Origin of the sequence: Candidatus Nitrosotenuis uzonensis (assembly GCF_000723185.1) — an archaeon.
GTDB classification, from domain to species: domain Archaea; phylum Thermoproteota; class Nitrososphaeria; order Nitrososphaerales; family Nitrosopumilaceae; genus Nitrosotenuis; species Nitrosotenuis uzonensis.
Genome location: NZ_CBTY010000006.1, coordinates 217064 through 230594, shown reverse-complemented (window position 1 = coordinate 230594; position 13531 = coordinate 217064). Strand labels below are relative to the sequence as shown.

At 43.4% G+C, this 13531-nt stretch carries 11 protein-coding genes; 5 read left to right on the top strand and 6 right to left on the bottom strand.

Annotation, left to right across the window (positions count from 1 at the left end; all coding sequences use genetic code 11):
• Positions 1-13: 13 nt before the first annotated feature.
• Positions 14-2917, bottom strand: a complete 2904-nt coding sequence (locus NITUZ_RS01930) for a hypothetical protein (RefSeq protein WP_052370030.1) — start codon at positions 2915-2917, stop codon at positions 14-16.
• Positions 2918-3014: 97 nt separating this feature from the next.
• Here NITUZ_RS01930 and NITUZ_RS01925 point away from each other — a divergent pair, with 97 nt between their 5' ends.
• Entirely contained in the window at positions 3015-4361 is a 1347-nt protein-coding gene (locus NITUZ_RS01925; RefSeq protein ID WP_048194931.1) for a cation diffusion facilitator family transporter, read from the top strand.
• Here NITUZ_RS01925 and NITUZ_RS01920 read toward each other — a convergent pair.
• Entirely contained in the window at positions 4358-5521 is a 1164-nt protein-coding gene (locus tag NITUZ_RS01920) for a ZIP family metal transporter (RefSeq protein ID WP_048194653.1), read from the bottom strand. The two genes, NITUZ_RS01925 and NITUZ_RS01920, sit on opposite strands and share 4 nt — an antisense overlap.
• Positions 5521-6522 carry a multicopper oxidase domain-containing protein gene (locus NITUZ_RS01915; RefSeq protein WP_048194929.1) on the bottom strand — a complete coding sequence of 334 codons (1002 nt, stop codon included), beginning with the start codon at positions 6520-6522 and terminating at the stop codon, positions 5521-5523. The genes NITUZ_RS01920 and NITUZ_RS01915 overlap by 1 nt, the downstream gene beginning before the upstream one ends.
• 144 nt (positions 6523-6666) lie before the next feature.
• On the opposite strand from NITUZ_RS01915, the gene NITUZ_RS01910 reads away from it, so the two are divergent.
• A complete protein-coding gene (locus NITUZ_RS01910; protein ID WP_048194652.1) occupies positions 6667-7167 on the top strand; it encodes a hypothetical protein in 501 nt (166 codons plus the stop codon).
• Here NITUZ_RS01910 and NITUZ_RS01905 read toward each other — a convergent pair.
• From NITUZ_RS01905 to NITUZ_RS01895, 3 genes are read right to left on the bottom strand one after another with little or no spacing between them, the layout of a single operon-like run.
• The gene (locus NITUZ_RS01905; RefSeq protein ID WP_048194646.1) at positions 7160-7465 is read right to left on the bottom strand and encodes a helix-turn-helix domain-containing protein; all 306 of its coding nucleotides are present in this window, start codon (positions 7463-7465) and stop codon (positions 7160-7162) included. The genes NITUZ_RS01910 and NITUZ_RS01905 overlap by 8 nt on opposite strands.
• 4 nt (positions 7466-7469) lie before the next feature.
• Complete coding sequence (locus NITUZ_RS01900; RefSeq protein ID WP_177309435.1) at positions 7470-8813, bottom strand: VWA domain-containing protein; 1344 nt, start codon at positions 8811-8813, stop codon at positions 7470-7472.
• Positions 8800-10428 carry an AAA family ATPase gene (locus NITUZ_RS01895; protein ID WP_048194642.1) on the bottom strand — a complete coding sequence of 543 codons (1629 nt, stop codon included), beginning with the start codon at positions 10426-10428 and terminating at the stop codon, positions 8800-8802. The genes NITUZ_RS01900 and NITUZ_RS01895 overlap by 14 nt, the downstream gene beginning before the upstream one ends.
• Before the next feature lie 108 nt (positions 10429-10536).
• Here NITUZ_RS01895 and NITUZ_RS01890 point away from each other — a divergent pair, with 108 nt between their 5' ends.
• The 3 genes from NITUZ_RS01890 to glmS are packed head-to-tail and all read left to right on the top strand — an operon-like array spanning position 10537 to position 13528.
• Entirely contained in the window at positions 10537-11127 is a 591-nt protein-coding gene (locus NITUZ_RS01890) for a 30S ribosomal protein S13 (RefSeq protein ID WP_048194640.1), read from the top strand.
• 10 nt (positions 11128-11137) lie between these two features.
• Positions 11138-11725, top strand: coding sequence for a 30S ribosomal protein S4 (locus tag NITUZ_RS01885; protein ID WP_048194638.1), 588 nt, complete (start codon positions 11138-11140; stop codon positions 11723-11725).
• A 42-nt stretch (positions 11726-11767) separates the two neighbouring features.
• A complete protein-coding gene (glmS, locus tag NITUZ_RS01880; protein WP_048194636.1) occupies positions 11768-13528 on the top strand; it encodes a glutamine--fructose-6-phosphate transaminase (isomerizing) in 1761 nt (586 codons plus the stop codon).
• Positions 13529-13531: the final 3 nt, after the last annotated feature.

The following is a 13531-nucleotide window of genomic DNA, read 5'->3' as shown; positions in this document are numbered from 1 at the left end:
TGACCCAATCAATTTATCTCAGAATGCCCGAGCTTGATCTTACCACATCAAATGAGATTTTGCCTATCTGTGACTGCATGTACTTGATATCAACTGTGTACTTGCCAGTTGGCGAGTTGTGTTTTAGTGTTATCAGTGTCTTGTACAATCCCTGTTTTGTTGCAAATGCGTCAAGCTTTGTTGTTTTGCCGTCAGGCATTGTGAGCAACAGCTGGATCGTGGTGCCTTGTTTGTAGTTTGGTATCTTTCCAGTCAGTACTACATCCGTTGTTTTGCCGTATGTGGGAAGTACATACACCTTTGATTTGGACGGGAGTGCTGGTGTCGTTTTTGTTGGAGTTTGTGTCGTCTGGGTTTTTGTGTCCTTTGAGAGGCTGATAATATTTTGTTGTCCTGATGAATCTCTAAAATCATAGTACTTGAGATCTACTATTCCGCCTGCGGTGGAGATAAGCTCTGTGCCGCTCCTGTTGCAAATCTTTGAGGGCATCTTAAACGTCCCCTCGAATCGGCCTGTGTTGGGTCCAGTTTCAACTAGCGTAAATCCGGTTGAGGCCAGTCCCCCGTATTCAACGCCGTTTATGGTACACCGCTTGTAACGTATGTCCTTTATTAGCACCTCAAGAAGTATTCCACCTGAGCCTCCTACAGCATCCACATCTGAGGAAGCAGGATTGTCAATCACAGAATAAATGTCAACCGTGTCATGGTTGACATTAAGATCAGGGTCCATCAAAGTAACTGTGACAGGAGAGCCGAATCTGAATGTCTTTGAGTTAAGTGATACCGTTCCAGAGTTGGTCCTGACATCTGTTTTTGTCGAAGTCTCTGTTGTCAGTCCAGTCGCATCTCTATCAGCGTACGCTATGTTGATTCCCTTCTCGTCTATGAGTCTCTGGTTAACAAAGAACTTTACATCTTGATCTATCGTTCTTAGTGTCCTTATCAGATTTGCATCAAATTGATTTAACTGACTTGCAATTACATACTCTAGCGTTCCAGTAAACGTGGAAGAATTTTGCGCAGTTTCTCTTAGCTCAAATCTGTATATTGCGTTATTCACATCGGCGTTACCTTTCTTTCCAAAAGAGAAAAGATCAAACACTAGCGGCTGCGTGTCAGTTTCAGATGCAACATTACCGGCTGTGCCAAAGTCGACAACAAGAAAGACAGGGCCGGATTTAGAGCTTATCTGGGTGACTGTCGCGTCGCTAATCTGGGCAAATCCTTGCGATGATACGCTTCCTGCTCCCAGTAGCGTGACAGTTGAACTGTCAGACGAGAAAAACAATGATATCGAGGTGCCAGAAAAGCTGGAAATTCCAAGTTGATTTGCAAAAGAACGCATATCATAGTTTACCCAGTTCGTTCCCATGTCTCCCTGTCCCGTATTTATCAGCATGGATTGCAACTGCGACGCGCTTATACCAAGGTTCATTGAGATCTTTGCAAATCCGAACGAGTTAGGTCGTGTATCAATTATCAGCCTGTCAGAATTCTTGTCAGGAACTGATGAACTCACAGAGGTGCCCGTAGTCAAAATGTTATCGCCAGAGTTTGCATGGAACTTGACACCGCTTGCAGATTCTAGCGTGATCGGATTTCCTATAGTCATCGATGGAATTAGTGCTGAGCTTCTGAAGACCTCAAGTCTGTCCCTTACGCCGTTGTTGATATTTTGATCAGGATCCACTACTGTGACAGGGATTTTTTGTCCTGAAAGCACCCTGTTTGAGCCAAGCGATATGTCTGCTGTGTCAAGTCCCGATACAATAGATGTTGACTTGGAGTTGTACTGGATTGTTGCAGATTGCCCCCTTGGCGCGCTAGAGAGTATTCCAATGCTAGAGACATCCCCAAAGTCGCCCGTCTCAAACACTGCAGAGTTTGGCTGCGTTTCAACAAATGTGACTATTTTCTGATATGTGGTAGTAGAATCAGATACTGACGCTGCCTGAAAACCGTTTGACTTTAGCTTGACTACACTACCAAGCACCATTGAGAGTTTCCCGTTCTTCTCAAATCCTATATTTGATAAATGTGACATCAGGTTTACAAGCCCTGCTCCGCTTGCGGCAGGTGAGCCGTTTTCCGTGAAAGCATGGTAGAATACTGCTTGTGGGGATTCCACGTTAAAAGTCCACGAATCGCGTGCGGTAGGATCCTGGTTTAGCTGCATGTCATTAATAGTAACAAATACCTCAGAGTTTGGTGGATACGATGTCCTATCAAGACTCAGCCCGATGTTAGGAATGTCATCATATTGCAGCTTGACTTGCTGCGTACCGCCGGCCGCGTTGTACTGTACTACTACATCATTGTTAAACGAATAAAGCTGAATTATCGGCCAAGCATCCGCATTCAGGTTTATCTGTCCTGGTTGAATGCTCGGATTGGTGTTAATTGATTTTGGAAATTTGATCACGTTGTTTATGTTGGGTCCTGATGGGGTACCCGTGCATGTGTTAAATCCTGTCTGCCCATTTGTTGAACCAGTCATAGCTCTGGGCACTGCAATTCCTTCAGACTGGGTAAATGATGGACCAAGTGATATTGTATCCTTGCTACAAAACACGCCAAAATCAAGCCCCTTTCCTGGTTGTCCTGTTGGCACGGTCTGATCAGCTGCCCTTGCCTTATCCACATTTGCAAAGTACCCATACCATTTTCCATCTGTTGCCTGCACCATACGCAGATCCTTTCCGTTTACGGTCACATCAGGCTCACCCTTTCCTTCCGAGGTGTCAGAGAGCGACGGATCGCTTATTACTACTTCTACTACCATCGAACCAGCAAAATGGTTGTTGTGTAGTGGATTTTCCGCAGAGACGTATAGATTCGGGTTTGCAGCAAAAGCGCTAGAGGCCAACGGGATTAATAATATGCCCATTATTGCAAGCAAAACCAACTTGTTCAATTTACGTCAGATCCGAGTCCGCCAAAGATAACGTTATCGTATGATTTATTCGCAAAGCGAGTTATTACAGCTTGGCGGTAATGATTTAATGCGTAGCATCTTTGTGCAACGGACCAGCGTTCTGAAGATATCCCTAGTTGCCATACTTTCTGCCTTTGTAGTTGAATTCGTTTTTGGAATGGTGTCAGGCAGTCTTGCATTACTAACAGACAGCATTCATGCACTTTTGGACAGCGTTGTCACCTTGGTGCTGCTTTTGGCTGCACGCTATGCAGTAAAACCGCCTGATGCAGAGCACACATACGGACACGGCAAGGTCGAGTCACTTGGAGGCATGATAGGCGGAATTGCAATATTCCTAATTGCCGTTTTTTTCATTTACGAGGCGGTAGACAGAATCCAGAGTCCGAGTAGTTTTGCTCCTGGACTTTATGCCATAGCGGCGGCCATATACACAATAGGCATCGATATTTTCAGAATCATTCTTCTTAAAAGATCAATTAACAAGGTAGGCGGCACCACTCTGAAGGCCGATTTTTACCATGCATTCTTAGATCTTGGCTCCACCATGGTTGTAATTGCAGGCATAGTAATGGCAAATCTTGGTTTCCATGATGCAGACTTTGCAGCAGCCCTAATCCTTGGAGTGTTACTTGTTGTCTTGAGTCTAAAGCTTGTGTATAGAACTGCACAAGAGCTCACCGATATCATCTCACCAGAACTTGTCAAGAAAGTAAGACAGACAGTCCTAGCAACTGACGGTGTGTTGGATGTGGGTCAAGTCCTAATGCGACGATCAGGGGATACGATATTTGCAGATGTGACAGTCTCAGTAAGAGCTGATGTCAGTTTTGACAAGGCACACGAAATAAGCAGTAATGTGGAGGACAATATCAAAAAATCCATTCCAAATTCGGAGATAACAGTACACTTTGAGCCAAGCTGGAAGGGTGTACCCATCGACTCCAGAATATTCGACATTGCATCTAGTGTTTCAGGTGTCAAGGGAATCCATAATGTGTCACACCATGTCACAAAAGGCGCCAAGTTTGTAAGTTTTCACGTGATGGTAGATAGAAACATGAGCCTTGAGAAGGCACATGAATTATCAGACAAAATAGAAGAAAAAATACGAAGCCAAGTGCCTGAAATTGACAACATCACAGTACATCTTGAACCACACATAGCTATTCCAACAGACCTAACTGAATACAAGACTGCGGATGAGAAGATCATTGCACTGCTAAAGGAGCGAACCGAGGTAAGAAAGATAGGAAGGATTGTCACCTTAAAGTACGACAATCTGCTTAAGATCGATATCAACTGTTCTTTTGATAGAGATCTTTCGATTGAAAGTGTTCATGATTTGACGTCACAGATAGAGCACCGCATCAGGGATCACTTCAAGAATTCTGTGATAACCATACACCCAGAGCCTTTCTAGATGATGATGCTGGTAATGTACATTATAATCATCCCTATAGCTATGCCAGCCACAACTGGCGCTGACAGTAGAGATCCGTCACATCGTATCCAGTTCAAGATGACGGCTACCACCTGAAATATCGCTCCTGCCCCAACTGAGAGAAATATTATGGATGTGACAGGGGAGTACTCGAATCCGCCAATCCATGCACCAAATATTGCAGGTGCGCCTGCAATCAATCCCATTGCGGCAAGCTTTGCAATCATAGGCTTCTGCCTTGCCATTGGTGCAGCTATTGCAAGGCCCTCTGTAGTGTTGTGTATTGTGAATCCTACAATAAGGAATGTACTCAGCGCGACCTCACCTAATCCTATCGCAGCTCCAATCGCAAGTCCTTCTCCGAGATTGTGCAATCCTATTCCTATTGCCACCATTAACGCGATTGCAACAGATTTTGATGCCGCTGAAACTCTACTGACCAGTCTTTCTGAGATATAGTAAAGTGCAACAAACGAGCATATTGTAACAGTTGCAATCAAGAGTTGTCCGTTAAACGCCCCTGCTAGCCTTTGCGCAGATATTTCTACTCCTTCCTCTATTGCGTCTATTCCAAGAAATATCAAAAGACCTACAGTGATGGCCAAAAAGAATGTGTATTTTGCGCGGCTCATCTTTGCTATAAATGGGAACCATAAAAGTCCTATCAACACAGGTATTATTCCCACGTATGTTCCAATTATCGCAAAATAAGATACAAGCTCAAGGCTTGGTTTCATTGCAGGCGCTGCAGCCGTCACTGAGGATGAGAACCTGGTCCCATCATGTACTGTGAGTCCTATCTCATACGGTTCTGCCTCATTCCAAGAATATGGAATTCGCACCTTTGCAGCTTCGAATCTAGCAAGATGTCTGTCAGGCTCTATTGCGGCTGGCTGCACTCTATCGTTTACGTCTGCTTGCGCGATAGAGACTTCTATTGGCCCAGTATTCCTGACCGTGACATGGATTTCAGAATCAACAAACTCGATTTTCTCTAATGTGATCTGAGGCAGTGGAATTCCAAAGTTCAAAAGTTCTGAGCCAGGGCCAAATAGGTAAAATATCATGATGCCAAGAAGCACCAACGGGATTATGCCGCTTACTACAAGCTTTACACGCGATGACTTTGCAGATTCCATCAGTACTTGCCCTCGACTAAGAACAGTCCCGTCCAACCCTTTTCAGCAAATTCCGTTTTATGTGCATGGAAAAGATACTTTCCAGGATAATCATATGTGAACTCCATAATGCCTCGCTCTCCCTGTGACAGTGTAATCATGTCAGTGTATGTCCACGGTACACTAGATGTACCCGTAGGATAATAGTAGTACAGATTGCCGTGTAGGTGGAAATTGTTTATCTGGTCAAACTCCAGTATGTTGAGAACATAGATTCTGATCAGCTTACCCTGCTCTATCTTGATTGGATGGTGTTGGTAGTAAAACGGGATAGTGTTTGCAGCGTAAAAATTGTTTTCAGTATCAAAGTCTGTGTCAAATCCGTTGAGCACCATTACCATCTCGTCTGCTGGCGCCCTAGGCTGCTTGGGATCCACAATGTATGCACCATACAGACCGTGTGCAATGTGTTCCTCTAACGGCATGACATGGCAGTGATATGGATGTACTCCTGCCGGACCTGCTACAAATTCGTATGTGAACTGGCCCCCACCACTTCCTACGATCTCAAAGACACCGTCCATTTCGGCAGCGTGTATCCCGTGAAAATGTATCGTGTGCTGTTTTGAGCCCTCGTTTACAAAGTGTACTCTTATAAGATCTCCTTCGGTGGCCCTAATTGTGGGCCCAGGCACAGTTCCGTTAAACGTCCAGACATTGTAGAAAACTCCAGGAGATATCTCCATTATTTGATCATCACGCGCAATTATGGTGAATTCACGTAACGTTGTGCCGTCTGCGAGTGTCGAAACTCGCCCATAATTGAACTCACGCAGGTATTTTTCCGGATCTATTTCGACGGTCTGTGGCAAATATACTGGATCAAGCACATCGCCTGTGGTTCGAATTACCGCACCACTGTGTGTTACAAACGTCTTTTCCTCGTTGTTTGCAATTGACGATATAGGATATGCAAAGTAAAATGATGCGATGATCGCAGTGATTACTAGGGCAAATATCATTTTTGAAAACGGCTTCAACGTACAGTAGATGTTGTAATTTTGTTTATTTAAAAGTTAGCCTAGGCTAACTTTGTTAGTATAGGCTAACTTTTAGGATCCAATTAGAAACACAACTCAATAATATGGCATGCAGAGGGATAAAATATGAAAAAACCCCATCTGGTGCTTTTTGTGGCAGGAGGATTGGTTGCTGCAGGCATGGTAATCTCATTTTATGGTTCTGCCATAATTACGCAGGGAGTTGCCATAACTGATGGCCTCGTAAGTCAGGCTTCTCCGCTTGAGCTTAGTCGGCAGATGGATCCGGCGGTAGCGAAAACAGGAATTTACATAGTACATACCGAGCTGTCAGGCGTGACAATGTCGGTGAGGATTTTTGATCCTCTCGGCAACCAAATAGTTTCTAAAACCATCGATGAAGACAGGACCGAAGAGCAGTTTGACTTATCATCAAAAGGAGAATATAGGATGGTGCTTGAAAATATCGATTCGCAGGAGACTCGAGCACTCATAGGTCTATCGCACATGCCTGACAAATCTATCGTGGCACTCAACATATTTGGACAGGCGGCAATAATTTCTGGATTCGTTGGAGTAGGCATTGCAGTTATTTATGCAGTAAAAACTCGCAGAAAGTCTAGTTAAGGTAGCTATCAAGCTCTGTAAGTCCGTCGACTACACCCTTGTAGTTCTCATCATTTTCCATCAGCTTGGCAATTTTTTCTGTGTCAACAGAGTATTCAAGTGGAATCTTGCTAGCATATACATACCCTGTTTGAATGAGAAGTCCAAGTCGTTCTCTTATTTCCTGTTCGGATATGCCTAAAGACTGTGCAAGGTTTGATGATGCCTTCGGCCCATGTTCAAGTTCTGAGAGGATGACAGATATCTCAGGATTGAAAAGGTGCTCTATTACTTTGGCATTCTCACTTTTTTCGGTCATGCAACTACATGTTTTTGGAACCTAATATCTTCTTGGTGTTAAAAATATAGTCTACCACCAGTACCTTGTCCATGTTGTCCTGGTTGATATGATATGTGCGGCCGTGAATCCGCTTTTCCATTTCTTGCACATATGTTAAAAGCTCCATTTCCTCGCTTACCACTATGGAATCTATTTCTATGTTCTCGCGTCTGCATTTTTTTGCTTCCAAAATAGTTCTTTCGTCTATTTTCGGATCAACCTTTTTGTAACGATAACACAAATAGACAAGGCTTCCAGAATCTTCGATTTTGATGTTTTTCTCTTCTCTTATCTTTGAGAGAAGAGACATATTTGGCGCATAAAAATTAGAATACGGTTTTTCCTCAAGTATCTTATTTTTTTGGAATTCATCATCAACAAAGCAGGCACTTGGTTGGCCATCGGTGATCAGTACTATGCGCTTGTTTGTCGCGGATTCTTTTTGTAGTATTTTTCTTGCCAATCTGAGTGCTGCCTGATAGTTGGTGTAATGAAGAAACTCGTCATTTGCATCATATGTTTTTAGAAACGGAATGTCAACGGGATTGACTATTGATGCCATTGATGCAAAACCTATAATCATGATGGTGTCGTTTGGAAAGAACCTTTTGTTTAGAACGTAAAGTGACCAAAGTGCCTTTTTGGCAGCCTCAATTCTGCTCATTCCAGAACCTGCAAGCGCTGATTTCATTGTTGAGCTCAGATCTATGCAATATACTACTGCTGCCCTCACATCATCCACAGTTTCAAACTGTTCAAAGTCGTCTATCTCAATGTCGAGTGGAAACCTAAGATCCTTGCTTTTTGTTATTCTTGTTATTGTATTCAGTATTGTAGTCGGAACATTTAGTATCCTTATGTCATCTCCAATTTCGAATTTTTTTGTGGTGTCAAGTATGGTGGTGCCTGTACCAACAGCTCGCGTTTCATGCAGTCCAAAATCTCCTGTCTTCAGCTCACTCATAATATCCCTCAATATGTGATCACCAATTGCGAAAAACCCTTTTTTTGTAAGCCAGTGTTTCTCATCTTTTAGATATCCATGCTCCAAAAGCAGTTTTGTAATAGAATGCAGATCGTCGCTTTTTGGCGTATCCTCGGATTTTGTCTTGGTTCCAGAATCGGATTTTGACTCTAGATCATTTTTCAAAATTCCTTCAAGCTCATCCAAGGTTGGAGCTTTCTCTCTTATTGATTGCCTTGCAAGGGATTCCAATAAGATCTGTAATGTTTTTTGGTCAAGAGGCTCATAGCCCTCGTTTTTTTCTCCACCTGTTTCCTCCCTGCTTGCAGAATATACAAAATTTGTGTGATCAGACTGCGACATATGTGCCCTCTTTTCTTTCAAGAACTTTTGGGCTCGTAAAGCACAGTCCATCAAGTATCATCTCAAGTACGGCCGCTCTAAGCTCTCCGGCAGCAGAATCAGTCAGCAGTATGTTTTTGTTCAAGACACCGCTCTCCGACATTTTACTTTCAAGCTCCTTTTGTACATCCGCTACCTGTTTTACTTGGCTTTCCACCAGTTCTGTGAGGCGCGCAAAACCACCCAATTGGCTCTCGTACGAAGCTTCGCCGTCCTTCCAAACAATTTTCTGTGATGCTCGGAATGTTTTCCCTGAGAATTCTTGTTTTATTGCATCAAGTGCAGAGGCATCCAATCCATGCAAATACTCAAGACATGTTTCCCGAATAGAGTCATCAAGAATATGCCTGAATACACGTAATCGGTTCTCAAGTGTGTCATCTATTTCAGAGAGCTCAAACTTGGCTATCTGTGATAGGCAATACATATCAGAATGCCGGAGAACTGTGGCACTTTGCTTTGGAATAGCCCTTGTCCTTTCCGACTCCCCGACAAGTAGTTCCAATCCATGTATTCCGAATCTTACGCTTACTCCCTTTGTCTGATTAATCTCGGGGCTTGTCCGTGCCTTTTGTACCAATCTTGCCAGAGTCTTTAACACAAATGATGGTATCACACATTGCGGAGTTTTTGCTTCCTGCAGCATTATCAATGTCTCATCATCTATCGTTTTAGGATAATGAGTGTGAATGTGACTTTTCAGCCTATCGTATAGCGGCTCTATTATTTTACCAGAGTGAGTATAGTCAATCGGATTTGCGGTTGCAAAGAACATAGTCTTTGGCTCAAATATAACAGGATACGAACCAGTCGTATACCTTCCTTCCTGCAGTACTGACAGAAGTGCTACTTGTTTTCTTGGATCGAGCACGGGCAGCTCATCTATACAGAAGATTCCATGTTTTGCCTGCATTAATTGTCCCGGAGAGTATGAATCTATCTTGTACATTTCCACTCCTTTTTTTGCTACCTTTATTGCGTCAATGTAACCGACTAGATCTTTTACCGATATGTCTGGCGTTGCAAGTACGTATCTAAATCTCTGAGCACCTTCAACCCATTTTACTTTGGTATCAAATTTGTTGTCAAGAATTTTTTCCACACTCTCTGGACCGATATGAAATTTTGGTGAACTGCTGTCCGGCTCTTGTCCTTCGAGCAACAATGCCAGATCATCTGCAGGCAGATCCATTGGAGAATCATTAGTGATGCTTCCCTCTATCACAGGAATTGGCGAGAGCAAGTGTTTTGCTATCGTCTCTGCAAGCCTTGTCTTGGCTTGTCCTATTTGCCCTACAAGGAATATGTCATGTCCTGAGAGAATCGCCCTATCAAGTGCCGGTACGACGTCATCATCATATCCTATTATTCCAGGGTATTTTTTTTGGCCAGAGCGCATTGCTGCAATAAGATTCTGTCTTATTTGCTCTCTTGCGTCTACCATCTTGTAGTTGATGTCCAAAAGATCACGGATCGTCCTGATTTGCTCGTAATTTTCTGGGAGTCCAGCCCTTGTCTGAGAATAAGCTGGTGAGGAACCATATATTTTACGAATTGTCTCCCTAAGATCGGCCAAACAATACCATTACAGACAAATTATCATATAACATTACTGAACATTCCATCATCGTACCATACCTATTTGAGCAGGGTTTTTATCGGGGTTGGGCCGACGTTCCAATACTTGTCCGCACAAGACTACAGACACATTGTCAGGATAATCGGAAAGGATATTCCAGGAGATAAAAAGCTCCTAGTGGGACTCACTCAGATAAAGGGCGTAGGAAAGAACTTTGCAAATGCCATAATCAGGACTCTGGACTTGAATCCAGACAGCCACATTGGATTTCTTACCGAGTCTCAAGTAGAGATTATTGAAAAGTCACTCAGGGACACATCGTCAGTTAATTTTCCTGCCTGGCTTCTTAACAGAAGGAAGGATTTGGAAACAGGTAAGACTATGCATCTTATCACTTCAGATATTGATTTTACCGTAAGAAACGATATTGAGAGAGAAAAACAAGTTAACAGTTGGAGGGGATTTCGTCACATGTATGGATTAAAAGTTAGAGGACAGCGAACCCGTACGACAGGTCGTAAGGGAGCATCAGTTGGAGTAAGAAAAGGAGGCAAGGTGTTACCAGCAGGGGCTGCAGCACCAGCTGCAGCGGCTGCACCTGCAGCGGCAGCAGCACCAGCTGCAGCGGCTGCACCTGCAGCGGCACCGGCAAAAGCTCCTGCAAAGCCTGCAGCTGATGCAAAGGCCAAGAAATAGGTGTAAGTGAATGGGAGATCCAAAATATCCAAGCAGAGTATGGAAAAGACCCAAGCGCCCACTGAACTACGACTTTATGATGGAAGACCTCAATACTCTTGGAACATACGGTCTAAAGAACAAAAGAGAGTTGTGGAAGGCAAGGACTGAGCTTTCAAGAGTCAGACATCAAGCAAGATCATTGTTAGCACTAAGACAGGAAATAAGAGAACAGAAAGAACCCATACTTATGAAATCACTTACAAGGATAGGGCTAGTCAAGGACGGCGCCACACTTGATGACGTATTGAATCTTGATATCAATATGCTTCTCTCAAGACGACTGCAAACAATAGTACAAAGAAAATTCGCGTTCAAGACTCCGTATCAGGCAAGGCAGGCCATAGTGCACGGCCATGTCAGCATAGGTGACAGGGTCATTACAATTCCATCATATACGGTAACAGTAGAGGAGGAATCGAACATCTCACTATCACCAAGAATCTTGGAAAACCTACAGTCAAAAACAGAACGAACTGCAGTCGAGGAAACCGCTGCAGAAACCGTTGAGGCAACCGATGGCACTTCTGAAGAACCAGAATCCAAAGACGAATCCTAAGAAGCTTATTTTTATTAGCAACAAGAATAGATCAGATATCAAATGTGTTCGATAATAGGATATTATGGAGATGGTAGTGCGGCCCCCATTCTGGTTCGCGGTCTGAAGAGAATGGAGTACAGAGGCTATGATAGTGTAGGCGTTGCAACAAAGGACCAGCAAGAGATACTTGTGAAAAAGGGTGTAGGAAAGGTGTCAGATGTCAACAATATGCTTCATCTTGATACTCTCCCAGGACATATAGGAATAGGCCATACTAGGTGGGCTACACATGGCAATGTTACCGATGTTAATGCCCATCCACATCCTAGCAGTTCAGGCAAGATAGCCATAGTGCACAACGGCATCATTGAGAATTATTCTGAATTAAAGGCTGATCTGGAAAAACGCGGATACCAGTTCAAGAGCCAGACAGACAGCGAGGTGATTGCAAATCTTTTGCAGTTTAACTTTGATGAATTGCTAGATATAAAAAAATCCATGATAAAAACAACATCACAGCTAAAGGGCCACTATGCATTTGTTGCAATGTTTGAGAGCGGCACACTTGCGGCTGCAAAATACCACGAGCCTCTCATAATAGGAATCGGAAAGAACGGATACTTTCTTTCCAGCGATGTGCTTGGCTTCATTGAAAAAACTGACGATGTAATTTATCTTGACAACGGCGAATTTGTCATCCTAGACAGGCTTGGACTGCAGATATTCAACTTTGATGGAAATCCAGTCAAGCACCAGGTAACAAAAGTGTCAAAGGAATTTGCCGATGTCTACAAGGGAGATTACGCACACTTTACATTAAAGGAAATCTCAGAGCAGCCCGACACAATAGTCAGGGCTGGCGAAAGCTCACGCGATGCAGTAAGCAATGCCACCGAATTCATCAGGCATGCAAGAAACATCTACATCACAGGAAGTGGGACTAGTTACAACGCAGCCCTTGTGGCAAAATATCTGTGGCAGAAATACGCCAAGATAAAAACAGAGCCAATAATCTCAAGCGAACTCTTCTTTTCCCCAGATGCCATAGAGCCTAACTCTATCCTCATCGCAATATCTCAGAGTGGTGAGAGTGCAGATGTGCTGGAAGCAGTCAATATTGCAAAGAAATCAAATGCAAAGATACTATCAATTGTCAATATTCTTACTTCATCGCTTGCGCAAGAATCTGCCTTGGTGATGGGAATGAACTGCGGTCCAGAGATAGGCGTTGCGGCAACCAAGAGCTTTACTGCGCAGCTGAGCATAATATACAAAATAACCGAAAAGCTCTGTGACGGATGTATCAAACTTGACGAGCGTAAGATATCAGACGCCGTATCAAGAATTCTTGCAGACCATACAAAGATAAAAGAGATTGCAAAGGAATTGCGTGAGATAAAAGACATTTACATTCTAGGTCGAGCAGTTCATTATCCGATTGCATCAGAGTCAGCCCTCAAGTTAAAGGAACTCACATACATACACGCAGAAGGCATACCCGGCGGCGAGCTCAAACACGGCCCACTTGCACTCATGGACTCTAGTGTCTATGTGATCATTATCAATCCTAATGATCATACCTATAGTGACACCCTGACCAGCGCGCGTGAGATAAAGGCTCGAGGTGCAAAAATAATCGGAATATCCGACAAGCCTAGTGATGTATACGATTTTTGGATAGAGATTCCTGCAATAGATGATGCGTTCTATCCGCTAATAGAGATCATCCCAATTCAACTGCTAGCATATTATTGTGCAGTAGAAAAGAATACCGATCCTGATTATCCAAGAAACCTTGCCAAGTCAGTAACAGTAAAATAGTCA